Source organism: Rhodoferax sp. LS1R11 (assembly GCF_056521395.1).
Genome location: NZ_JBWMAW010000002.1, coordinates 106,443 through 129,377 on the forward strand (window position 1 = coordinate 106,443; position 22,935 = coordinate 129,377).

Sequence of the window (22,935 nt, forward strand, 5' to 3'; positions counted from 1 at the left end):
AATACGAGGAATACCGTGATCAGACTAGTCATTGCCGTGATCGTTCTATGTTCAGCAAATCTTGCCCCGGCGGCCGAAGCGCCCACCTCTGCGGCTGGCAGAAGCCTGACTTGTGATTCCCAGTCTGCCGGCGGGGACTTGATAGAGTTCAAGTGTCCGCTTGAGGCAACTGGAGCCGTGCAGCGCTTCCGTGTCAAAGCCAACTTGGCGGGTAGTCACGACGACACAACCGCGTCAATCACTTCCACGCTCAATGACGCGCCACTCGTTTGCGATGTGGGGAGCAAAACACAATTGATGGGCGAAGACGGCGATGTCAGCCTGGAATGTAAATTCCAGATCAAGGAGAAAGCGGGAACAAAGCTTCTCCTGGGTGTTTCTTTGCTGTGGAGTCACGCGCAATTCACAAGCACCGAGTTCGTTTCCGAATAAAGACCGAACACGCTGCTCTGCCGTCCTGGCAGAGTGCTCCAACTTTTTACTAAAACTGCCAACTCGGCCGGCATTTCCTGAACGACTTGCCGGCCCACCGCAACGACACCTGCATCATGGATGAAATCATCGGTCTTTTCCCCATCCCGTTCATGCGCGCACCTGCGACGCTGGACAAGACCCTCGTCGACAATCTGGTCACGCATTTCAGCACGCTGGCGATGCGCGATAACAACTCCTCGCCCAACCTGTCGCATACCGAGATGCTACGTCCTGCTGACAGTCCTCTATTTACCGAAGCTGCCGCACGAATAACACCCAAACTGACGGAGTTCGGCGCCTTGCTGTTCGGCGAGCACATGCCCTGGGCCATCAAGGAGATGTGGGTCAACGTGCTGGACCAGGATGGTCGCCAGGCCATGCACAACCATGCCAACAGCTTCATCTCTGGCGTGGTCTACCTGACGCCGACACACCCACAATCGCAGACGGTATTCATGAAATCGCCCGGCGGTACCGATTTCGCGTTCAAGAACGAGCACGCGGGAACCACGCCCGGACCCTACAGTGCCGACAAATGGATCAGCCCTGCACCGACTCCGGGCGACATGGTGCTGTTTCCGAGTTACCTGATGCACGCGGTTCCACCGAACCAGGGCGAGCGCCGCATCACGCTGTCCTTCAACGCCATTCCCACGCGGCTCGACTCCTGGGATTACAGAATCCAGTTCAGCGGCTGAGCCTGGCCATGGGGTTGGGATAACCGGACGCAGCGCAGAAGCGGTGGTGACCGCTGGATGAATAGCGGCTTTCTTCAAATTGACGCAATGCATCGCTACCATCGCGGAATGCAACCCGCCCCTTCTTTAGCACTCGCCCGGCCCACGCAATCAACACACACACACCAGCGTCTTGCCATGCTGTTGATGGGTGCTTCCGGTTTCGCGTCACTGGGTTATCAGATCGTCTGGACGCAACAATGTGCCATCTGGCTCGGTCATGAAACCGCCGCCGTTCTGGCCGTTGTAGCGGCATTTTTCGGCGGCTTGGCGCTGGGCGCATGGGCGCTCGGGCAACGAATTTCCCGCAGTGCACAACCCGCACACTGGTATGTGGCCTGCGAGTTGGTCATCGCCGCTTGGAGCGTCGCTTTGGCACTCCTGATGGATCCTCTGGGCGGATGGCTGATCTCCATTGCCGGCACACAACCGGACCCGGCCTGGCAATGGGCCACGTCGTTCATTGGCACCTTCGTGCTGCTGCTACCGGCCACCGCGGCAATGGGCGCAACGCTCCCGGCAATGGAACGGGTAGTGGGGTACATGCGGCGTGACGGCCGTTCCATCGCGATGTTGTACGCGAGCAATACGCTGGGCGCAGTGATCGGTGTTCTGGCGGCCGCGTTCTGGCTGGTGCCGACGCTGGGCCTGGTACGTACGACGCTGTTGTGCGCAGCACTCAACGTGGGCTGTGCAGCGTTGGCCATGCGCCTGCGTTTCGACGGCGCCGCCCACGGCGAAGCTGTAAACCGCTGCGAACCAGTCGTCAACGCCGGCAGATTGATGCTGCTGCTGACACTGACCGGATTGCTCGGCATCGGTTACGAGGTACTGGTGGTTCGTGTCCTCAGCCAGGTGGCAGAGAACACGGTCTATACCTTTGCGATGCTGTTGGCGGTCTATCTGGCGGGTACCGCCGTCGGCGCCGCTATTTACCAGCGATGGCTCGCTGGCACGCAAGCACCGGATCGCATGCGCAACCGACTGCTCTGCGCCCTGGCAGCGAGCAGTCTCCTGGCAACATGTGCATTGTGGGGCGTGCAGGCGCTTCAAGCTTGGGTGCGCGAGGCGTTGCACGGCGGCATGGCAGCGGCGATTGCGGCCGAAGCGGCGATGGCGCTCGTCGCATTCGCACTGCCAACGCTGGCGATGGGCGCATTGTTCAGCCATCTGACCACACAAGCCCGCACTGCCGGCGTGCCGTTCGGTCGTGCGCTTGCGTTCAATACGCTCGGCGCCGCTGCCGCGCCCTTTCTGTTTGGTGTGTTGCTCGTTCCCGCACTCGGGCCCAAGTTCGCACTGTTGATCATCGCGGCCGGCTATCTGGCACTTGCGTTGCCAGACTTCTGGAACTCTCCCATGGTGTGGGTCCCGGCTGGCGTAACCTTGGGACTGATGGTGTGGGCGCCGCCACTGGCCTTTGTCGACGTGCCCGAGGGGGGCCATATCGTCAGTTATCGGGATGGCGCGATGGCGGCGGTCAGCGTGGTCGAAGACGCCCAAGGCGTCATGCGGCTACGTATCGACAACCGCCAGCAGGAAGGCAGCAGCAACAGCTACCTGGCCGATGCGCGCCAGGCCATGTTGCCGCTGCTGCTGCATCCAGCGCCGCGACGCGCTTTGTTTCTTGGCTTGGGAACCGGCGTCACGTCGGCTTCTGCGACTGCAGAACCTGAGCTACAAGTTGACGTCGTGGAGTTGCTGCCCGAGGTCATCGCAGCGTCCGCAATCTTCACGCGTGCGCTGACAGACGGCGCGCCGAACCCGCGCCTGCACATGATTGCGGCCGATGCACGGCGCTATGTAAGGGCTTCGGCGCAACAATACGATGTCATCGTGTCCGACAACTTCCATCCCGCGCGCAGTGGTTCGGGCGCGCTCTACACCGTCGAGCATTTCCAGGCGGTGCGTCAGCGCCTGGCCGATGGCGGGCTGTTCTGCCAGTGGTTGCCATTGCACCAGTTGGACCTGCAAACGCTAAGGGCCATCGTGCAATCGTTTGTCGCCGTTTATCCGGGTGGCTGGGCCATGCTCGCCACCAACAGCCTGGACACGCCGGTGATCGGCCTGGTCGGACGCACCGACAGGCGACACTTCGATGCCACGCAAGTACGCGCGCGCATCGAAAACGCCACGTGGTCACAGCCTCCCGCCGCGTTGGGTTTTCCCGATGAATTTTCCGTGCTTGGCAGCTTCATCGCGGGCCCGGAATCTCTCGCGCACTTTGCGGGCGAGTCACGTGCGAATACCGATGACCGCCCGGTGGTGGCCTACGGCGCACCTCGCATCACTTATGCACCCGACTCCCTGCCGCGCGACCGGCTCATTGAGCTCCTGCAGGAACTGGCGATCACACCGGCCGACCTGTTTGGCCCCGAACCGGACACCGCGATGCAAAGGCGCATGGCCGCCTATTGGGCGGCGCGCACGCGTTACATCGAAATCGGCCGCGATATACGCCCGTCAGCCGACGTGCGTCGCATGCTGACGCAAGTTCGCGACCCGCTGTTGTCCGTCTTGCGTATCAGCCCGGACTTCCGGCCCGCCTACGAACCGTTGCTGCAAATGGCCACCGCGCTCGGCCGGATCGATGCGCCACCAGCACGGTTGCTGCTCAAAGAGTTGTCGCGCCTGCAACCGGCGCGGCCTGAAGCGGCACAGGTGCTGGGCGAACTGAATTAGGTCCAAGACGGGCAGGCGGACCGCATGTCCTTGTTCACCTGTGGGGTGCTCAGAACAGGCCCATGTCCTTCAGCGCGAATGCGATCACCAGAAAGCAGATTGCAGCAATCCATGAACCCGCCACCCGTATTCCCGTCATGACCCAATACTTGCGCGGCAAGATCGTGGTGTAGTAGACAAAGTTGACTGCGAACAGGTTCAGACCGATCCACGTTCCTGCCAGTGTGACAGCCACAGATGTTGCCGCGGCGCCTCCAGCCACGCCGGAGTCCAGCCCAAGAGCGGCCGCGGCCACTGCAAAAAGGGCCGCCATGGTCTTGTCAGTCAGGCGAACCGACAAGGCCACCAGCAGCGAATAACCCAACGCCAGTAACAGCACTAGCAACTGCATCCCGGAGGGGATCGAAAACCGGACCGTCGAGAGCAACGCCACGGCAGAAAATGGCATGAACAACAGCATCGGCAGGCCCGGGCGCCTTGAAACCCGATGGCCCGCGAGCAATCCCATCGCCAACAGCAGCAGCAAATGGGCCGGCGTCATCAACGGATGAATCAGGCCGATACCCAGCCCTTTCATTCCCGGTACTGCGCCATGGGCCAACACATTCGTTGGCAGAAGCAGCCCAGCGCATGACAGCAGCGCCAGACTGAAGCCTTGCCTGCTACAACAACGGGCAGAACTCACAGCGTGCGGAGCAGGAAAACCACGCCGGTCGCCGCGATCAAGCCACCGCAACCACGTACCGCGATACGACCCCAAGGCCAGCGAACCAGCAACCCGACCGCAATGCCGCCCAAATGCAGCATGCCGGTGGCGACGACAAAACCCACGGCATATGTGACGGCGTTGGCCGCCTCCGGCAACTCTGCACCGTGCGCGTAGCCATGGAAGATCGAGAAGAATCCCACCAGGACGGCAGCCACCCACAGCGGCGGGCGTATGGCAAAGGCCACCATCACGCCCAGTACGACTCCGGACAAAGCAATCGCCAATTCGACGCCAGATAGCGGGACACCGAGGATTCCCAATGCGCCGCCCAAGGCCATCACCAGGGGAAAAATGACCGGAAGCAGCCACATGGCGGGCGCACCCAGCCAGGCCCCCCAGATGCCGACCGCCACCATCGCAACAATGTGATCCAGCCCGGTCAGCGGGTGCAGAAAACCGCTGATGAATCCGCCAACGGTGCCTGATTCCGTGTGCGCCTGAGCCAAAACCGGCGCACACAACATCAAAACCGACAGACCCAGCCGGATCCAGCTCCCGGCCCGGGCATTGGCGTCGGAGGAAAAAACTACTGCTGAACTCATAAAAACCCCCACCTTGTCAATTGAACACGAGCGCAAAAATGCGCAAGAACGACCAATAGGCCGCAAGTGAGCCAATGGCGTACAACACCACTGTGCGTAACCGGTCAACCCTGGGCCACACAAAGCCCAAGGGACGCAACAACAACCATGCTGCGGCCACGGCCACCAGCTGGCCAACTTCCACACCGAGATTGAAGGTCAGCAGCGCGACCAGCATATGGTTCTCCGGCAGGCCGATTTCCTTCAGCGCGCCGGCAAAGCCCATGCCATGCACCAGGCCGAACAGAAAGGCCACCAGTGCTGGCCATTGCCTTGCGAGCGTCATCCTGTGTCCTAGCGCTTCCGACGCCACCAGGACAATGGACAATGCAATGCAGGCCTCAACTGGCGTGGGACGCAACGTCAGCCAGCCAAGCGCCACACTGACAAGCGCCAAGCTGTGGGCGACCGTGAAAGCCGTGATGGTCCAGACCAGCTGGCGCCGGAAACCGACCAAGAACAACAGCCCCATCACGAAAAGCAGGTGATCGATACCACTCATGATGTGCTCGAAACCCAGCACGATGTAGGCCATCGCAATCTCGCCCATTGCGCGTTTGTCGTCTGCCGAACCAAACAGTTGCACCGTTGGCTGACCCGCTGTCAGGGTGTAGACGCGCGACTGGCCATCTTGCCAGAACACCTTCAGCAAAGCGGCTGAATATTTCTTGCCCACACCCTCCATCGAGACGGTTCCGGACAAGCCAGCCGGCCCGCAGCGCAGTACGTTGTTCTCGGCCATGCAACCGTCAGGCCAGACTGGCGTCAGGTCGTCCCGTGGATCGCCCTTTTCACCCGCAGCCCATTGCAACAGGAACTGTCCGGGTGACATCTCATGCAACTGCATCTCGGCCATGCTGATCTCGTGTGCCCCGGCCGCATGGGTGAGCACGGCGATGATCACAGCCAGCATCGCGCGCAGCAGCCGCGTCATTTCGCCGCACCCTCAACCTGAATTTTGTATTTCTTGGCCAGCGCATGCACTGCGGCACTGCGCTGCTCGGCCATCACCGAGTCGGTCCAGTCCTGCAACACAATGCCATGCAGGGTTTCAAAGACTGCCGGCTTGCCGGGCACGAGCGCGTTGAGCTGGATCACGCGCCAGCCGTCCTTTGTCGACTGGGCCCGCCATTCCCCGGGCGGCGCCTGTTCCAGCGCCTGGGTAAATTCGGCCCCGTAACTCTGCAGCAAATTGGACTTGGGTCGACCCGTGAATACACGCAAGCCCGCCTTGGCGTCGCCGGGCGCACCGGTGTTCAACTCAGACGCGAACGCACGGGTCGCAGCTTCCGAGTTGTCGCCCGATAGTACGGCCTCCTTGAAGTCGTAGCGCAGCGGCTCATCGTATTTGCTACGGTGGCTTTCAAACCAGTCACGCAACACCTTGTCGTCGAACGGAGGACGTTTGACGTTTGCGTCGACGATGCTCAGGGCCTTGAAGATCACGCGTTCGCGAATGGCGGTGTCGCCTTTGTCCACCTGCAGTGCGAGTCCCTCGCGGTAGAGCACCTCGTTGTCCAGCCAGATCTTGCGCAACGCTGCCAGTTCCTCGGCATTGGCTTCGCGTCCGCGCGAAGCCTTGAATACCTGTTGGGCTTCACGATCAACCTGCGCTCCCACGACGATGGTGCGAGGATCGTCAGCACGCGTGAACAGGAAATGGTCGACCGTGAACAACAGTAGACCAAGCACGACAAAATGCAAAAGGGGTTCGCGCAACCAGGAGGTTGGCCGTTCTACGTTGCCTTCAAAAGCTGCCTTGCTATTTGGCATGGAGAATTTCTGTGGTGATGTGGACATGTCGTGTTCAATGAATATCGGCAAAAACGAAAAAAGCGCCGCACGATGTCGCGCGGCGCCTCGGGTGATTCAACCCGCTGGAGTTACTGGACGCCTGCGACCGTCGACGAGCCGTTCACCTGGATGTAGATCGGGTTACTGTAGAACCACAAATCAGACCAAGCTGCCACGTCATACGCAACCATCTTCTGACCGCTGACCGTTGGCAAGTGCGCAGGGCACCCGTCAATCGCATCGCCAGTCAAAGTGCCACCCACTGTCGTGCACGGAATAGCCAGCTTGGCGGTGTTGCCGGCATTGGTGTACAAATCAGACAAGGGATTGCCATTGGCATCCGTCTCAAAAGGAACGGACGCAGGCAGGTTGGTGCCACGAATCCGTACATATTGGGAAGCCGACACGGCCGGTATCCGGTAGGTCATTTTCAGGAAAGACGCGTTGTCCACGAGCACAGAGACCCAAGGATTTGCGCCCGCATCGCTGAAGGTCCTGATCACGCTTGCCGACGTGTTCTTTGCCCCGGCAGGAACCGCACCCAGACCGACCGTCGTACCGTCCGTCTTGAGCCAGTTGGTGTTACGCGGCCATTCGCCCGCATAGTCCGCCGTTCCGGGTGTCTTGTAGCCCGTGACCATGCCTCGGACCAGATCGATGTGATCGACCTCCGGCATGTTCAGAGGCTGGGTCACACCGATCTGCTTGAGCGACGGGTTGGGGAACGTATAGGGTGAGAAGTTACTGCCGTCTGGGTCACGCACCACGATCGACACCACAATTTCCGCACCGGGACGCACTACCAGCTTCTCGCCCATCGTGGCGCAACCGGCGACATCGATGTCGGTATTGTTGGTGGCAGCGGCAATCGCCAGCGCTTCCACGGCGGCATCGGTGCGTTTGCCCATGCCGGCGTAGGATGCGCAGGCAACAAATGCCATGCGATCAATCAGCTGACCACTGGTAGCGAAGTTGTTGCCGGTGCGCAGGCCGTCGACGATCTTCTGCGGACGCAGCTTGTCACCGTTGTTACGCACCAGGGTGTAGTTGCGCTGGTATTCACCTGGGTAGAAGTCCTGCGTCGAGCGGCGGTCATCCGGGCCGAACTGGCCACGGTTGTGCCAGTCGGAACTGGCAAAAAACCAGAAATTGCGGCCTTCGCCAAGCAACGCATCCCAGACGCCACCCACTTGTGCGCCATACACGCCGGTGCCGCCATAGGTCGTGCCACCGACCGAATCGGTCAGCGCACCCTGGATGGTCTGGCGCAGTGGCTTGTACTCGCCGCGATCAGACGAAGCGCCGTGGCCCGGCTGGGTTTCCATGCCGAACGCAACCGTCGGAGCCGCATTGTTGAAGTTACGCAGGTGTTCAATGTTAAAACCGTTGTTGCCATCCGGGTTGAACGGACCGGCGCGCTCCAGGTGGGCGGGTACGTAGTAGCTGGCGGTCGGATGGTTCTCCATCATCCACTTCATGGCCTCGACGGTCTTCTTGTGGCCGCGGGTTCCGGTCCCGGTGCCACTGGCAGGCATCAGCTTCTGGGCGGTGGCGTTCCAGCTGGCATCCGCCGCATTCGCGCTACCTGTCACCGAGCAATTCCAGTTGTTGCCAACTGAAGAGCCGGTGATATTGCCGCGGCTGGTATCTGTGTCACCCCGGTCAAAGCAGTAGGACCATTGGGCCAGCGCCGTCGCGTTGCCTGCGGCCACGTAGCCGCCCAACGGCACATAACCGGAGACGCTTAAGGGGGACGTGGTCTCGGTGGGGGCTGGCATCTGACCCGAGATGATGGACATCGACGTATGTTCGTGACCCGCCACAACGGACTCCAGGCCCAAGAACAACGGCAGGTTCTTTTGCTCACTCAGGTGCTCCAGCACCTGGTACTGCACTTCCTGCAGAGACTGCCAGCGCCACATGTTGCCGTTGCCGCCAACACCGCCACCAAGACCCTTGATGTTTTTAGCGCCGACGTTCGGGCTGTTGGTCCAGGTGGTAGATGGACCCTTGCCCACGACGACCGGGTATCCCGGTGTGTCAAGCGTTGCATCTTCCGTCAGCGAACAGTCGCGGTTGCCGTTGCCACCGTGGCCAGCCTGCACGAACCAGTCCAGACCCCACGGTGTGTTGGCCTTGTCGGTCGATTTCTTGACCAGCTTCTGCATCGAGATCGAGCCATCCGAGCAGGTCGTGTGGTTGTGGAAATCGCCTGCGACGTACTTGCCAGGGACCTTGGTACCGGCCAACACCTGTGGGGCGGCGAACAGGGCTGCGCTGCCGACAAAAGCGGCGACGGCGAGGGAAACTTGCCGCTTATTGAATTGGATAACCATATAAATTGCTCCTTGCGGGTAGTGAATCAGGCGGACTTTGGCTGTTTGCGGCGAACCACTGCGCCAACCATGCCCAAACCGGCGAGCAGCAGGGCAAAGGTTTCGGGTTCTGGAACCGCGGCGATGTTGTCCAGGCCAACCATGCCGGCAGTCTGGGTCAGGTCAAACGACATGGCCTTGCCGCTGAACGAGAATGTGGCCTGATTCCAAACGCTGTAGTTGCTATCGGTAGCGGTCAGGTTAAACGTGCCCAGCAGCGAGCCCGTACCGTTGAGGCCGGAATAGGCCTTGACAGCGCCGGTCACAGCCTCGGGGCTGGAGTAATAGAACGACAGGCTGTTGTCGACGCCGCCAGCCACGTTCATGTAGGCGGCGGTGTTGACCACGCCATCGAGTTGTACGGACGCGATTCCCAACGGGCTTGGGGCGTTGGCATAGTAGTCACCATTGGGCAGGAAACCCAGGCCGTCGCCATTGGAGAGACCCAGGACGTTGGTGAAGGACACGCCAGCAGCCGCGTAGGTGTTGTCGACGGTGTCACCGTAGGCCCATGTCTTCTCGAAGTCGACCGAGAACGATGGGGACGCAGCAAACGCAGGTGCTGCAGCGAACAGCGCAGCAGCGGCAATGGAAATCAGCTTTAACTTCATGAAAGACTCCAGGTGGGGTAGGGGTTGCACATCCCATACAGCGCCATTGGCAGTCATATGGAAGTGATGAGGCGGGATTTCTTCCCCTCGACCTTGACTGTACGGAGCAAATGTTACAAATTGGTACATCACCACCACACCGCGCATAGTCACATCGGACTATGGCGGCTTGATTCCGGGCGCTGCGGCATCACATCCGTGGCCCAGAAAGCAAAAAGCCCGAACCGGTGACGGTTCGGGCTGTTCATTCAGTCAAACGGATCCCCGAACCAGCTGAACCCCCGCCCTGTCCAGCGCCCGGAGGAAGTCGTCGCTGCCCAGATAGGCCAACTCCTGCACCCGGGCCGGGCCGATCACATCGCCGGGCTCGCTGGCGAGGGCGGGATGGCACATGATGATGCTGCCCGCAGGCGCCGCGCTCAACCAGCCTTCCATCTGGCGCGCATAGTCCGCGGGGGTGCCCGAGAAGTCATATATGCCTAAAAGGGCTGTAGCGCAGGTAATACCTGAGGATGTAGCTATATTTTTAATAGCAGACGCCCCCATGGCGGCAATCACCCGCCCCTTCAAGTCGGCCTGCCCCGGCGGCGCACGGGAAATGCGCAGGTAAGGCATGCGGCCGTTGGGGCCGTCGGGAGGGCTGCCGTAGCGGCTGACCAGGGCCTGCACCATCGCCTCACGAATGCCGGCAAACTGCTGCACATGCTGGTGGCCATCGACATAGTCGGGCGGGGCCTGCCAGTGCGCCTCGAAGGCATCGAGCTGGCGGTCGATCACCCCACGCGCTGCTGCGCGGTCAAAACCGCCCAGCGCCGCCTTGAGCATGGCCGCGCCCAAGGACAGACCGTGGCCGGCGGCGATGGCAAATTCACTGGTCCAGTCCAGGTGCAGGCCCACATCGATACGCCCGCGCAGGTCTTGCAGCAGCGCCACATCCTGCGCCCAGCGCGGCGAGAGGGTCATGACGCTGGTGGCGCTCAGGCGCCCCAGGGCCGCCAGTTGTGCAATGCCTTGCGAGGCACTGGCGTTCACGGCAAAGTCGTCGGCGCAGAGGATCACGCCTTTGCGGGCACGTGGCGCAGCCGGCCTCATGGCGCCCGCCAAAATCCGGCCTGGCCGTAGTGGTGTTTGAGAAAGTCGATCCACAGCCGAACCCGCAAGGGCAGGTGTTTGGCATGCGGAAACACCGCGTAAATGCCATTGGGCGGCGCCGCAAACTCTTCCAGCACGGGCACGAGCTGGCCCGCGGCAATCTCGGCCTCGACCTCCCAGGTGCTGCGCCACGCGAGGCCGTAACCGGCCAGACACCAGTCATGCAGTACCTGCCCGTCTGAGCAGTTCAGCGGACCGCCGGGTTTGAGGTAAATGAGTTCAGTGGCATCGCCCTGGGGGACCTTGAAGGCCCAGCCCCGGGTTTGCGAGGCATCGCTGGACAAGGTGAGGCAGGCAAACCGGGACAAGTCGTTGGGGTGCGCCGGCACGCCGTGGTGCTTGAGGTAGGTGGGCGTGGCCACGCACAGGCGGCGGTTGTCGGCCAGACGCACACTGACCAGGGAGGAGTCCGGCATGTCCCCCACCCGCACGGCGCAATCAAAACCCTCGCCTGCCAGGTCCACCACCCGATCGCTCAGGTTCAAAGAAATGGTGACATCGGCGTGTTGCTCCCGAAACCGGGGCACCAGCGGCGCCACGTGACGCCGCCCAAAACCGGCCGGCGCGGTGATGCGCAAATGACCGCTGGCCTTGACGCCCCCGGCCGACACACTGGCTTCGGCGCTGGCCAGGTCGGCCAGCAAACGCTGGCAGTCCTCCAGAAAAGCGCTGCCTTCATGCGTGAGCGAAATGCGCCGCGTGGTGCGCACCAGCAGCTTCACCCCCAGGCGTTCCTCCAGCCCATCCAGCCGTCGGCCCATGATGGCCGGTGCCACGCCCTCGGCCCTGGCGGCCGCCGTCAGGCTGCCGCGCGTGGCGACGGAGACGAAAGATTCGAGTTGCTTGAGCTTGTCCATGCAGGCGGATGATGCCGAGAGCGTTGCGACCCCAAGGTCATTGACAGGAGCCGATGCCCCGCCCGTTGGCGGAGCACACCACGGAGTCTCCGTGGGAGGGCTTGGCCTGGCGAATATTGATCGTCACTTGTGCGGGCTCGGGCATGCCACAGGCGGCCCGCATGGCCATCAAATCGCCTTTGGCGGTCTTGCCCGAACCGATGGAGGACGAAGAAGCCTGGTAGTGTTGGGTGGCCTGTTTGCATTCATAACTGGCGGATTTATCGGCGACTTCGGTCGGCGTTGACCTCTGACTGTCCGTATTTTTGAGCTGCGCCCGCAGCTTTCGGTTTTCGCTCTTCAGGCTTTGGGAACGCTCACCCGAGTTGTCCAGGGTGTTGGGGTTGACGCTGACCTCCTGCCCGCCGACGCAGGGCTTGTCTGAAAATTCTGTTTGCCCCGAAGGACTTTTGCACTTGAACATTTGTTCGGCCTGCACCGCCGACAGCGACAGCCACAGAACCCAGAAAACGGCCGCATTTTTGGACAACTCTTTCATCTACTTCTCCCTGGTATTTTTATGAATGAACAAGGGCCTGGCCCCGTCCCACAAAGAGTTTAGCCCTTGAGGATGGCCTGGCGGCCCCGGTCCCAGCGAAATTTTAATCAAATTAGCCTCTAGCCCAGGTGGGACGTGCACAAGCAGCTATTAATTTAATAGCAACACTAAAGCGTTGTCTCCATCACGCTGCGCGTCACCAGCGGGGGTGAGTCGCCCACATGAAAGGCCAGCTTGCGGTCGCGCAGGGCCACGTCGGCCTGGGTCACGCGGTCAAAGCGGCGCAAGTGGTCGATCCAGGAGGCGTCCTCGATCATCTCGACAAAGCGGCCGGGATCGTTGATGTCCTGCAGCAGCTCCCAGGACAGGGCGCCGTGGCGCAGGCGGCTGCGGCGGCTTTCCTGCATCAGGGTGCGAAAGGCCGCGGCGCGGGCCGGGTCAATGCGGTACTCGATCATCACCATCACATGGCCATCGGCAGGCGGCTTGTCGGCCTCTGGCAACTTGAAAACATTGGAGGGCGTCAGGTCTTCGACCATGCCCTGGCCGGGCATCACCCGGTTGACGACCGCCATGGCCAGCACACCGGTGAGCGCGGCCATCAACACGCTGAGGTGCACGTCAGCCAGCGTCGCCACCTGGCCCCAGACGGCGGCACCCGCCGCACTCGCGCCCATGATCGCCATCTGGTACATCGACATGCCACGCGCGCGCACCCAGTCCGGCAAGCCCATCTGGGCCGACACACTGAGCGTGTTGGCGGTGGTGATCCACGCCGCACCGGCAAACAGCATGGCGGGCACGGCCACCCATATCTCGGTGGTCAGGGCAATCACCAGCATGGCCACCGACTGCACCGCCGCGCCGCTGAGCACCAGCGCATCGCGGGACAACTGGCGGCGCAAGCGCGGCAAAAACCCGGTGGCCACAATCGCGCCCGAGCCCATGGACGCCAGCAGCAAGGTGAAGGTGCCCGCCCCGCCGCCATGCAGGCCGCGCGCCACCAGCGGCAGCAAGGCAATGAGCGCGGTGGACGTGAAGAAAAAGATAAAGATGCGCACCAGCACGCCCTTGAGGTGGTGGCTCTGCGACACGTACTGCAGCCCGATGCGCATCGCGCTGCCCAGGCGCTCGCGCCCCAGTGGATGCGGCTTGTGCTCGCGCTGCCAGCGCGTGATGACCACGGCGGCCACCAGGGACAGCACCGCGTTCAGCAAAAACACCCAGGCGCTGCCGACACTGGCAATCAGCGCCCCGGCCACCAGCGGGCCGATGATGCGTGAGGCGTTCATCGACACGCCGTTGAGCGCCAGCGCCGCGGGCAGCTGCGGGCGCGGCACCAGTTCCGGCACGATGGCGGCAAACACCGGCCAGCGCATCGCCAGGCCGATGCCGTTGGCAAACACCAGCGCCAGCAGCAAGGGCGGTGACAACACCCCCAGAAAGATCGTGAGGCTCAGCAAGCTCGCCACCACGGCAACCCAGATTTGCGTGACCAGGAAATAGCGCTTGCGGTCCAGGATGTCGGCCAGGGCGCCGCTGGGCAGCCCGAGCAAAAACACCGGCAAACTGGACGCGGTCTGCACCAGCGCCACCCACAGCGGCGTAGACGTGAGCGAGGTCATCATCCAGGCCGCAGCCACGTCGCTCATCCACAAACAGATGTTGGCCATGAGCCAGGTGGTCCACAGCATGCGGAACACCGGCTTGCCAAAAGGTGCCAGGGGGGAGAGATCGTCGTCAGAGATGGCGGCTGTGCGCGGCGCCTGGGGATGAGATTCGGGCATGAGCTCCGATGATAGGTGGATAGGCCAAACGCTGCATTTACCCCAATGACCGCGCGGGCAACACCGTGCCCCGGCACTCGCCAAAGCCGATGCGCCGGTAGCCCGCCTGCACGCAGTAGCCACGCAGGATGACGGTGTCGCCGTCTTCCAGAAAGGTGCGTGTCTCGCCATTGGACAAAGCCAGGGGGCGCTTGCCGCCTGCGCTCAACTCCAGCAGGGAACCGGCCTGCTCTGGCATCGGGCCCGAGAGCGTGCCCGAACCCAACAGGTCACCCGCGCGCAGGTTGCAGCCGTTCACGGTGTGGTGGGTCACCAGTTGCGCCACGGTCCAGTAGGCGTCGCGGTAGTTGGAGGTGGAGAGGCGGTCACCGTCATGCCCAATGGCCGCCATCCTGGCGGTCTGCAGCCACACCTCCAGTTCAATATTGATAGCGCCCTGCTCACGGTTGGCGGGCGAATCCAGGTATTTCAGGGGTTGCGGATCGCCCTCGGGCCGCGTAAACGGCACCCGGAACGGGGCCAGGGCCTCCATGGTCACCACCCAGGGGGACAGGGTGCTGGCAAAGTTTTTGGACAGGAACGGGCCGAGCGGCTGGTACTCCCAGGCCTGGATGTCGCGCGCACTCCAGTCGTTGAACAGGGCCAGACCGAACACCTGGTCTTCGGCACGGGCCATGGGAACCGGATCGCCCAGTGCATTGGGACGCGCCACCAGCATGCCCAACTCCAGCTCATAGTCCAGGCGGCGGCAGGGCCCCACGGCAGGACGGTCATGGTCGGGCGATTTGGTCTGCCCGTTGGGGCGATGAAAGGGGGTGCCGCTGGCCACGATGCTGGACGAACGCCCGTGGTAACCAATGGGCACCCACTGGTAGTTGGGCAGCAGCGGGTTCTCGGGGCGGAACTGCTTGCCGACCGTGGTGGCGTGGTGAATGCTGGTGTAAAAGTCGGTGTAGTCCCCCACCTCACAGGGCAGACCCAACTCGACGGCGGCCTGCGCGTGCAAGGCGGCTTCGAACGTCTGTTGCTGCGGGCTGCCCACGTGCAACCCCTGCGAGATCGCCTGGCGCACACTACGCCGCACCTCGGGCAACAGGCGCATGAGGCGGTTCATGTCGCTGCTGTCGATCACCTGCGCGGCGCGCAGGTCCAGCACCTGGTTGCCGATGGCCACGCCAATACGCCAGTCCGAATCGCCCTCGGTGCGAAAGCGGCCGAAAGGCAGGTTCTGGATCGGGAAATCCGTGGCCGGATCGTTGGCGGATTCAACCCAGCTTTGCAGGGCCGGGTTGTGGGTGTCGTCCAGGGCTGCACTCATGGCTTGAACTCGCGTTCGTGCAGAAAGGCGCCCTGCTTGGGGGCGCGTTTGGTCTGCGACCATTCTTCGAGCATCTCCCACTTCACGGCGTCCAGGCGTTTGATCATGGCCTCTTCATCGGGGTCCGGGCAGGCCAGCTCCAGGCGGTGGCCGTTGGGGTCAAAGAAATAGATGGAGTGGAAAGCGCCGTGATCGGTCACGCCCAGCACGTTGACACCGTTGGCTTCCAGGTGCGTTTTGAATGCCAGCAACTCGGTATGGTCCTTCACACGAAAGGCGATGTGCTGCACCCAGGTGGGGGTGTTGGGGTCGCGTCCCATCGGCGGTTGCGTGGGCAGCTCAAAGAAGGCCAGCACGTTGCCCTGGCCCGCGTCCAGGAAAACATGCATGTAGGGATCAGGCGCCTTGGTGGAGGGCACGAAGTCTTCGGCAATAGCCAGGACAAAGTCCATGTTCAGCATCTGCTGGTACCAGAGCACGGTTTCCTTGGCGTCCTTGCAGCGGTAGGCGACGTGGTGAATGCGGTCGATTTTCATGGGGTGTCTTTCTTTCAGGCAGCCGTGGTTTCCAGCGCGCCGCGACGGATCTGGTCGCGCTCCAGCGACTCGAACAGGGCCTTGAAGTTGCCTTCGCCAAAGCCCTCGTCGCCCTTGCGCTGGATGAACTCAAAGAACACCGGGCCGAGTTGCGTTTGCGAAAATATTTGCAGCAGCAGGCGCGGTGTGCCGCCTTCGGTGCTGCCATCCAGCAGGATGCCGCGCGTCTGCAATGCGGTCACAGGCTGGCCGTGGCCGGGCAGGCGACCGTCCAGCATCTCGTAGTAGCTCTCGCTGGGGGCCGTCATCAGGGGCACACCAGCCAGCGCCAGGCGGTCCACGGTGGCAATCAGGTCATCACAGATCAACGCGATGTGCTGGATGCCTTCGCCGTTGAACTTCATCAAATACTCTTCAATCTGCCCGCCACCCTGGCGTGACTCTTCATTCAGCGGGATGCGGATTTTGCCGTCCGGTGCGGTCAGGGCCTTGGAGGTGAGGCCGGTGTATTCGCCCTGGATGTCAAAGAACCGGATCTCGCGAAAGTTGAACAACTTCTCGTAAAAATTCGCCCAGAACGTCATGCGACCGCGGTACACGTTGTGGGTCAGGTGGTCGATCAATTTCAGGCCGTGGCCCACCGGGTGGCGGTCCACGCCCTCGATGAAGTTGAAGTCAATGTCGTAGATCGACTTGCCTTCTTCAAAGCGGTCAATCAGGTACAAGGGCGCGCCGCCAATGCCCTTGATGGCGGGCAGGTTCAGCTCCATGGGGCCGGTCTTGATCTCGATCGGCTGCGCACCGAGTTCCAGCGCCCGGTTGTAGGCATGGTGCGCGTCCTTGACGCGAAACGCCATGCCGCAGGCGCTGGGCCCGTGCTCGGCGGCAAAGTAACCGGCGACGCTTTTGGGTTCGCGGTTGATGATGAAGTTGATATCACCCTGGCGGTACAGCACCACGTCCTTGGAGCGGTGTTGGGCGACCAGCGTGAAGCCCATGCGCTCAAAAATAGGCTCCAGCAGGCCGGGAATGGGGGACGCGAACTCGACGAATTCAAAGCCCATCAGGCCCATCGGGTTGTCAAATAAATCGGCCATGGTGTGTGTCCTCAAAAAATGGTTTGGTATTTTTTTACTCAGCCATCATCCGACAAGGTCTACGCAGTTTTCATGCGAATTGCCCGGCCGTCAACCGGCTTTACACATGTTTCAAGCGTTCGCGACGCGGGTAGCGAGGACCTTCAAGGGGCAGGCCGGTTTGAAATTCCTGGGCAAGCCCGCGCGCCACAAGGCGCCATGCGTGGCCTCGCCCGCGAGCCACCCCACCACCTTGGCACGCAAGGCCAGCAGGGCCTTGATGTCGATGCCGGTGACCACGCCGCAGTCTTCCAGCATGAAAACCAGGTCTTCACTCGATGCATTGCCGCTGGCGCCGGGCGCATGCGGGCAGCCGCCAATGCCGGCCAGCGAGGCGTCAAAGCGGGTCACCCCCAACTGCAGGGCCGCCATCACATTGGCCAGCGCGAGGCCCCGGGTGTCGTGAAAATGGCCGCAACAAAATTTATCTCCCGCGATCCGCAGCGCCTGCTCGACCAGCGTGCTCACCGCATACGGGCTGGCGTAGCCCACGGTGTCGGCCAGGCTCACACGGTCGGCCCCCGCATCCAGCAGGGCCTGCAACAGGCGCAGAACTTCGGCCACGGGCACGTCGCCTTGCAGCGTGCAGCCCCACGCCGTGCCCACGCCGCCCTCGATCAGGGTCTTGCTGCCGGAGGCATCACGGGCCGCCCGCATGCGGCCCAACTCAGCCACCACTTCGTCGGGCGTCTTGCGCAAGTTGGCCAGACTGTGCTGGTGGCTGGCCGAGAGCGGCAGGATCATGAGGTCCGCGCCGCCCTCCATCGCGCGTTCTGCACCTTGGAGGTTGGGCACGAGCACGGAGACCCGCAGGCCGGGCAGGGTTTTGGCAAATGCCAGCACCTCGGCGGTGTCAGCCAGCTGCGGCATCAGCTTCGGGGGCACAAAGGAGCCCACTTCAATTTCGCGCTGGCCAGCCTCAAAGGCGTCGCGCACCCACTCGATTTTGCGGACCGTGGGCAGGAGGGTTTGAATGCTCTGCAGGCCGTCGCGCAAGCCCACCTCACGCACAGTGGCCTGCGCTGGCAGCGGGGTCAGGCGAGAGGCGTCGGCGGGGCGGGCAATGGGTTGCGGAGCATTCATGATTGATCAGCCTGGATAAAAAACAAGTGATCAGTTTAGAAGCTCCTGCGATTCCATAGACGGTTGCTAAAGCAAAAACATGATTGCCGCGACCATCGTCGGCAACGCCGCGCCCAGCAGCAACTCCCCCGCGCCGATGGACTCATCGTTAAAGCCCTGCTTGAGCAAGGCCACGCCTGCCGGGTTGGGCGCATTGGCGATCACGGTCAGGCCGCCACCGGCCACTGCACCGGCCACCAGCATGTACTTGGCGGCATCGCTCATGCCTTCAATCAGCGACCCCAGGTAGGTGAGTGCGGCGTTGTCGGTGATCGCCGTCAAACCCAGGGCGCCAAAGAACAGCGCGGTGGGCTCCAGGCTCGACACGATGGGCTGCAGCCACCACTGCTGCATGCCGCCCAGGACCACCAGGCCGGCCAGAAAGAAGCCCACCAGCAAGGCCTCTTTCAAAATGAGCGGCGTCTGGTAGCGGGCATACGCTTGGGAGAAGCCCATGAACAACAGAAACAAGCCCAGGAAGATGACCGGGTGATGCGCAAACGCCACCACCCCAGCCAGAAACGCGAGGTGAATGGCACTGACCAGGCGGGGCACGCGCGGCGCCATGCCGTTGCCTGCCACAGCGGGCGCATCCGTCAAATGACGGCGTACCATGAACGAAATGACCGTGGCGTTGATGAGCACCGCGATGACGGCTTTCCAGCCGAAGGTCGCCGCCATGAAGGCGCTGTCCCAATGCCACGCGTTGGCCACCATGAGAACCGGTGGCGCCGCAAACGACGTCAGCGTCCCGCCGATGGAGATGTTCACAAACAGGACACCCAGTGCGCCGTACTTCAGCCACTCCGGCATGCCCGGGCGAAACACCAGGGGCGCGAGCATCAGCGCGGCCAGTGTCATGGCCGCGGGCTCGGTGATCAGCGAGCCGATCAAGGGCACCACGGCCAGGCACAGCCAGACCTGTGCCAGCACCGTGCGCACCGGCGCGAGCCGGGCCAGAAAAGCCACCAGCGCCTGGATGACTTCGACCACGGGCCGCGAGGCGGCCACCACCATGATGACAAACACAAACAGGGGCTCGGTGTATTGCCGGGTCTCGGCGTACGCGATGGCTTGTTGGCCGCCTGCCAAAAAAGCCATGGCGCACACCAGCACCACCGCCCAGAAACCGAACACCACTTCGACCTCGCCCAGCAGGTGGAACAGGCCGGCATGACGCGGGTGGTGGTGGGCCAGCCGCTCAAAGAATTTGGTCGAAAAGGTGTGAACCAGGGCGATCGCAAACAGGGCGGCGGAGACTATTTCGATGTTTGACATAACAGGTCTACCTTAAAGCATTTCTGGTCTTGCAACCCGGTTGAAGTTCACCTTTCATTACCGGAGAACAACGTGTGGCCCTGGCCGTACGGCGGCATGACCGGGCAGAGGTGCCCAAACGCCCAATAGATTCATAATGCCCAACGGTTTGTCAGTCTTCCTCCGGAAGCTCATTCCCCCCTTTTTCTGCGATGGCTATGGACACACTCCTTCGAAACAATGTCCAGGTGCTCGGCGATACCGGCCCGGTACTGCTTTATGCCCATGGCTTTGGGTGCAACCAAACCATGTGGAATCAGGTCACGCCCGCATTTGCATCGACCCACCGCCAGGTCCTCTTTGACTACGTTGGCAGCGGGCAAGCCGACCTGGCTTCATTCGATGCCAAGCGCTATTGCACCCTGCAAGGCTATGCCCAGGACCTGCTCGATGTGTGTGACGCTGTGGGCTTGACCCGTGGCGTGACGTTTGTCGGGCACTCGGTCAGTTGCAGCGTTGGCTTGCTTGCATCCATCGAACGTCCGGCCTTGTTTGACCGGCTGGTGCTGCTGGGACCATCCCCCTGTTTTTTAAACCACCCACCGGATTACCGGGGTGGTTTTGAGCGCGAGGACCTGGAGGGACTGTTGTCCCTCATGGACCAGAATTACATCGGTTGGGCCAACTACCTGGCACCGGTGGTCGCCGGCGAACCCGCAACGGAAAGTGTGTCCGGGGCGTTGAACGAAAGCTTCTGCTCGACCGATCCCGTGGCAACCCGGGTGTTTGCCCGGACCACCTTCTTCTCGGACAACCGGGCCGACTTGTCAAAGGTATCGCGCCCTTGCCTGATTCTTCAACACCGGCACGACACGTTGGCGCCCGTCTGCGTGGGCGACTATGTGCATGCAAAATTGAAAGACAGCCAGCTCCAGGTGCTGGACATAGCGGGCCATTGCGGACACATGAGTCATCCCGCCCTGGTGGTTGAAGCCATGCGCGGGTTCATGGAGTCAACATCATCATGACCCACATCTCGTTTGACGTTGCAGAACTGCTGAATCAGGTCCCCAGCCCCATGGTGATCACGGACAAGCTGGGTCGGGTACAACTGGCCAACACGGAGATGGTGGCCCTGGTAGGCAGCACCGGGGATGACTGGCTGCATAGGCCTGTGGACGACTTGCTCCCTGCGGCAAGCCGGATCTTGATTCAGACGCATGTGTGGCCGCTGTTGATGCGTCACGGCAAAGTGCGGGAAATATTTCTGACACTTGTCAGTGCGCAAGGCGAGCGAATTCCCGTTTTGCTGAATTGCCATCAGGGTCAGTTCAATGGTGAGGAAAGCTACTACTGGTTATTTTTTGTCGCGCATGAGCGCAGCCGTTTCGAGGCGGCCATGCTGGAAGCGCGAAGCGAATCTCAACGCATCGCAGCTGAACTGGCCCAACAGCATGAATTGCTGCAGGTGACGATGCAGTCCATTGGCGATGCCGTCATCACCACAGACGCTGAGGGCAAGATCACGTGGATGAACCCCGTCGCCGAACGCCTGACCGGATGGCTCGCAGCCGACGCCAAGGAGCGTGACCTTGCCCAGGTATTCCACATCGTCAACGAAGAAACCCGGGCCTTGACAGAGAACCCCGTGGCAGTCTGCCTTCAGCAAGGCCAGGTCGTCGGACTGGCCGGCCATACGCTGCTCGTCTCACGCAATGGTGTTGAGTTTGGCATTGAGGATTCGGCCGCGCCCATTCGCAATGCCCAAGGCGAAACCTTGGGTGCCGTGCTGGTGTTTCATGACGTCACGGCGCAACGCCACATGTCAGGCGAGATGACGTTCCGGGCGACCCACGACGCCTTGACCGGCTTGATCAACCGAACTGAGTTTGAGACCCGTCTTCGCCGTGTTCTGCTCAAGGCACACGAAGATGCCAGTGCGCATGCCTTGCTCTACATCGACCTTGACCAATTCAAGCTGGTCAATGATGCCTGCGGCCATGCCGTTGGCGACCAACTTCTGCAGCAGGTGTCCAGGCTGCTGGCAGTGGCAGTGCGCGACCGGGACACCCTGGCGCGCCTTGGCGGCGATGAGTTCGGCGTCATTCTTGAGCATTGCAGCACGGAGCAGGCACAACGGGTTTCCCAGGCAATATGTGACCGCATGGAGGACTTCCGGTTCATGCACGATGGCAGACGGTTTCGCATTGGCACCAGCATTGGCCTGGTGCCCATCGACAAGCGATGGAACACGACCGAAGCCATTCTGCAGGCGTCAGACACCGCCTGCTATGCCGCCAAAGACGCCGGGCGCAACCGGGTCCACGTTTGGTTTGATACTGATCTGGCCCTGCGTACCCGCCACGGAGAAATGCAGTGGACCACGCGCATAGGGCAGGCGCTGGATGAAGACCGCTTTGTGCTGTACGCGCAGCGCATTGACAGCTTGACAGGGCAGGCTCACGGCCTCCACGCCGAGGTGCTGCTGAGAATGCTCGATACCGATGGCAGCGTGATTCCACCCGGTGCGTTTTTGCCCGCGGCGGAACGCTTCAACCTCGCGTCACGCATTGACAAATGGGTTCTTAACCACGCCATTGCCTGGATGCAGGCATTGCCGTCGGACGATCTCATTGGAAACCTGAGTGTCAATCTTTCCGGGCAGTCTGTAGGTGACCGCGCCTTTCACCGCTGGGCTGTTGAGGTCCTCCAAGCAGCGGGGCCCAAAATCTGTCGCCAGCTGTGCTTCGAGATCACAGAAACAGCAGCGATCACGAATCTGAATGATGCGGCGCTTTTTATTGAACAAGTCAGGGCGCTGGGAATGCGTGTGGCCCTGGATGATTTCGGCGCCGGGGCCTCATCATTTGGCTACTTGAAGTCTCTACCTGTGGACTACCTGAAAATTGACGGCCAGTTCATCAGCGGTGTGGTGGATGACCCCCTGGACGATGCAGCCGTGCGCTGCTTCGTGGATGTGGCCCGTGTGATGCGCATTCAAACCGTCGCCGAGTTTGTGGACAAGCCCGAGGTGCTGGTCAGACTGCGCGATATCGGGGTGGACTATGTGCAGGGGTATCTGCTACACAAGCCTGAGCCGCTGGACGCGTTGCAGTTCCCGGCTTGAGGGCTTGGGGTGACCGCTTCACCCCACACCGCTCTTTGAATCATTTCAGGCTGTAGCACAAGTAAATCGTGCGCAAACAGCT

Annotated in this window: 20 protein-coding genes; 5 read left to right on the plus strand and 15 right to left on the minus strand. The window is 61.8% G+C overall.

The genetic code is table 11. The annotated features are described in order from the left end of the window. Positions 1–15 precede the first annotated feature (15 nt). The 3 genes from AC097N_RS03230 (at position 16) to AC097N_RS03240 (ending at position 3,893) form a co-directional block, all read left to right on the plus strand. Positions 16–432 carry a hypothetical protein gene (locus tag AC097N_RS03230; RefSeq protein WP_479579304.1) on the plus strand — a complete coding sequence of 139 codons (417 nt, stop codon included), beginning with the start codon at positions 16–18 and terminating at the stop codon, positions 430–432. Positions 433–548: 116 nt separating this feature from the next. Then, positions 549–1,172 carry a TIGR02466 family protein gene (locus AC097N_RS03235; protein ID WP_479579305.1) on the plus strand — a complete coding sequence of 208 codons (624 nt, stop codon included), beginning with the start codon at positions 549–551 and terminating at the stop codon, positions 1,170–1,172. Between the two features lie 177 nt (positions 1,173–1,349). Further along, on the plus strand, positions 1,350–3,893 hold the full coding sequence (locus tag AC097N_RS03240; RefSeq protein WP_479579306.1) for a spermidine synthase: 2,544 nt from the start codon (positions 1,350–1,352) through the stop codon (positions 3,891–3,893). Between the two features lie 49 nt (positions 3,894–3,942). Here AC097N_RS03240 and AC097N_RS03245 read toward each other — a convergent pair whose 3' ends face one another. The 15 genes from AC097N_RS03245 to AC097N_RS03315 form a co-directional block, all read right to left on the minus strand. Next, entirely contained in the window at positions 3,943–4,578 is a 636-nt protein-coding gene (locus tag AC097N_RS03245; RefSeq protein ID WP_479579307.1) for a HupE/UreJ family protein, read from the minus strand. Continuing rightward, on the minus strand, positions 4,575–5,204 hold the full coding sequence (locus tag AC097N_RS03250; protein WP_479579308.1) for a HupE/UreJ family protein: 630 nt from the start codon (positions 5,202–5,204) through the stop codon (positions 4,575–4,577). Before AC097N_RS03250 ends, AC097N_RS03245 begins: the two co-directional genes overlap by 4 nt. A gap of 16 nt (positions 5,205–5,220) precedes the next feature. Continuing rightward, positions 5,221–6,177, minus strand: a complete 957-nt coding sequence (locus AC097N_RS03255; protein ID WP_479579309.1) for a HupE/UreJ family protein — start codon at positions 6,175–6,177, stop codon at positions 5,221–5,223. Next, the gene (locus AC097N_RS03260) at positions 6,174–6,935 is read right to left on the minus strand and encodes a peptidyl-prolyl cis-trans isomerase (protein ID WP_479579310.1); all 762 of its coding nucleotides are present in this window, start codon (positions 6,933–6,935) and stop codon (positions 6,174–6,176) included. Before AC097N_RS03260 ends, AC097N_RS03255 begins: the two co-directional genes overlap by 4 nt. 191 nt (positions 6,936–7,126) lie before the next feature. Next, positions 7,127–9,373 carry a hypothetical protein gene (locus AC097N_RS03265; protein ID WP_479579311.1) on the minus strand — a complete coding sequence of 749 codons (2,247 nt, stop codon included), beginning with the start codon at positions 9,371–9,373 and terminating at the stop codon, positions 7,127–7,129. Between the two features lie 26 nt (positions 9,374–9,399). Beyond that, on the minus strand, positions 9,400–10,023 hold the full coding sequence (locus tag AC097N_RS03270) for a PEP-CTERM sorting domain-containing protein (RefSeq protein WP_479579312.1): 624 nt from the start codon (positions 10,021–10,023) through the stop codon (positions 9,400–9,402). A gap of 252 nt (positions 10,024–10,275) precedes the next feature. Continuing rightward, entirely contained in the window at positions 10,276–11,115 is an 840-nt protein-coding gene (locus AC097N_RS03275; protein WP_479579313.1) for a ChbG/HpnK family deacetylase, read from the minus strand. Continuing rightward, positions 11,112–12,032 carry a LysR family transcriptional regulator gene (locus AC097N_RS03280; protein WP_479579314.1) on the minus strand — a complete coding sequence of 307 codons (921 nt, stop codon included), beginning with the start codon at positions 12,030–12,032 and terminating at the stop codon, positions 11,112–11,114. Before AC097N_RS03280 ends, AC097N_RS03275 begins: the two co-directional genes overlap by 4 nt. A 37-nt stretch (positions 12,033–12,069) precedes the next feature. After that, a complete protein-coding gene (locus AC097N_RS03285) occupies positions 12,070–12,570 on the minus strand; it encodes a DUF4124 domain-containing protein (RefSeq protein ID WP_479579315.1) in 501 nt (166 codons plus the stop codon). Positions 12,571–12,737: 167 nt separating this feature from the next. Next, positions 12,738–14,357 (minus strand): MFS transporter, encoded by a 1,620-nt coding sequence (locus AC097N_RS03290; protein ID WP_479579316.1) that lies wholly within the window; start codon positions 14,355–14,357, stop codon positions 12,738–12,740. A gap of 37 nt (positions 14,358–14,394) precedes the next feature. After that, positions 14,395–15,675, minus strand: coding sequence for a fumarylacetoacetase (fahA, locus tag AC097N_RS03295; protein ID WP_479579317.1), 1,281 nt, complete (start codon positions 15,673–15,675; stop codon positions 14,395–14,397). Then, positions 15,672–16,211, minus strand: coding sequence for a VOC family protein (locus tag AC097N_RS03300; RefSeq protein WP_479579318.1), 540 nt, complete (start codon positions 16,209–16,211; stop codon positions 15,672–15,674). Before AC097N_RS03300 ends, fahA begins: the two co-directional genes overlap by 4 nt. 14 nt (positions 16,212–16,225) lie before the next feature. Then, a complete protein-coding gene (gene hppD, locus AC097N_RS03305; protein WP_479579319.1) occupies positions 16,226–17,308 on the minus strand; it encodes a 4-hydroxyphenylpyruvate dioxygenase in 1,083 nt (360 codons plus the stop codon). A gap of 111 nt (positions 17,309–17,419) precedes the next feature. Continuing rightward, positions 17,420–18,430, minus strand: a complete 1,011-nt coding sequence (locus AC097N_RS03310; RefSeq protein ID WP_479579320.1) for a hydroxymethylglutaryl-CoA lyase — start codon at positions 18,428–18,430, stop codon at positions 17,420–17,422. A gap of 66 nt (positions 18,431–18,496) precedes the next feature. Continuing rightward, on the minus strand, positions 18,497–19,747 hold the full coding sequence (locus AC097N_RS03315) for a putative Na+/H+ antiporter (RefSeq protein ID WP_479579321.1): 1,251 nt from the start codon (positions 19,745–19,747) through the stop codon (positions 18,497–18,499). Between the two features lie 197 nt (positions 19,748–19,944). On the opposite strand from AC097N_RS03315, the gene AC097N_RS03320 reads away from it, so the two are divergent. Both AC097N_RS03320 and AC097N_RS03325 read left to right on the plus strand, forming a co-directional pair. Continuing rightward, on the plus strand, positions 19,945–20,754 hold the full coding sequence (locus AC097N_RS03320) for an alpha/beta fold hydrolase (protein WP_479579322.1): 810 nt from the start codon (positions 19,945–19,947) through the stop codon (positions 20,752–20,754). Continuing rightward, entirely contained in the window at positions 20,751–22,853 is a 2,103-nt protein-coding gene (locus AC097N_RS03325; protein WP_479579323.1) for an EAL domain-containing protein, read from the plus strand. Before AC097N_RS03320 ends, AC097N_RS03325 begins: the two co-directional genes overlap by 4 nt. The last annotated feature ends 82 nt before the right edge of the window (positions 22,854–22,935 follow it).

Bases quoted from the DNA above. Each gene is read 5' to 3' on its own strand.
- AC097N_RS03235 (WP_479579305.1), top strand. From the start codon at position 549: ATGGATGAAATCATCGGTCTTTTCCCCATCCCGTTCATGCGCGCACCT.
- AC097N_RS03240 (WP_479579306.1), top strand. From the start codon at position 1,350: ATGCTGTTGATGGGTGCTTCCGGTTTCGCGTCACTGGGTTATCAGATC.
- AC097N_RS03250 (WP_479579308.1), bottom strand. From the start codon at position 5,204: ATGAGTTCAGCAGTAGTTTTTTCCTCCGACGCCAATGCCCGGGCCGGG.
- AC097N_RS03255 (WP_479579309.1), bottom strand. From the start codon at position 6,177: ATGACGCGGCTGCTGCGCGCGATGCTGGCTGTGATCATCGCCGTGCTC.
- AC097N_RS03265 (WP_479579311.1), bottom strand. From the start codon at position 9,373: ATGGTTATCCAATTCAATAAGCGGCAAGTTTCCCTCGCCGTCGCCGCT.
- AC097N_RS03270 (WP_479579312.1), bottom strand. From the start codon at position 10,023: ATGAAGTTAAAGCTGATTTCCATTGCCGCTGCTGCGCTGTTCGCTGCA.
- AC097N_RS03275 (WP_479579313.1), bottom strand. From the start codon at position 11,115: ATGAGGCCGGCTGCGCCACGTGCCCGCAAAGGCGTGATCCTCTGCGCC.
- AC097N_RS03280 (WP_479579314.1), bottom strand. From the start codon at position 12,032: ATGGACAAGCTCAAGCAACTCGAATCTTTCGTCTCCGTCGCCACGCGC.
- AC097N_RS03285 (WP_479579315.1), bottom strand. From the start codon at position 12,570: ATGAAAGAGTTGTCCAAAAATGCGGCCGTTTTCTGGGTTCTGTGGCTG.
- AC097N_RS03290 (WP_479579316.1), bottom strand. From the start codon at position 14,357: ATGCCCGAATCTCATCCCCAGGCGCCGCGCACAGCCGCCATCTCTGAC.
- fahA (WP_479579317.1), bottom strand. From the start codon at position 15,675: ATGAGTGCAGCCCTGGACGACACCCACAACCCGGCCCTGCAAAGCTGG.
- AC097N_RS03300 (WP_479579318.1), bottom strand. From the start codon at position 16,211: ATGAAAATCGACCGCATTCACCACGTCGCCTACCGCTGCAAGGACGCC.
- hppD (WP_479579319.1), bottom strand. From the start codon at position 17,308: ATGGCCGATTTATTTGACAACCCGATGGGCCTGATGGGCTTTGAATTC.
- AC097N_RS03310 (WP_479579320.1), bottom strand. From the start codon at position 18,430: ATGAATGCTCCGCAACCCATTGCCCGCCCCGCCGACGCCTCTCGCCTG.
- AC097N_RS03315 (WP_479579321.1), bottom strand. From the start codon at position 19,747: ATGTCAAACATCGAAATAGTCTCCGCCGCCCTGTTTGCGATCGCCCTG.
- AC097N_RS03320 (WP_479579322.1), top strand. From the start codon at position 19,945: ATGGACACACTCCTTCGAAACAATGTCCAGGTGCTCGGCGATACCGGC.
- AC097N_RS03325 (WP_479579323.1), top strand. From the start codon at position 20,751: ATGACCCACATCTCGTTTGACGTTGCAGAACTGCTGAATCAGGTCCCC.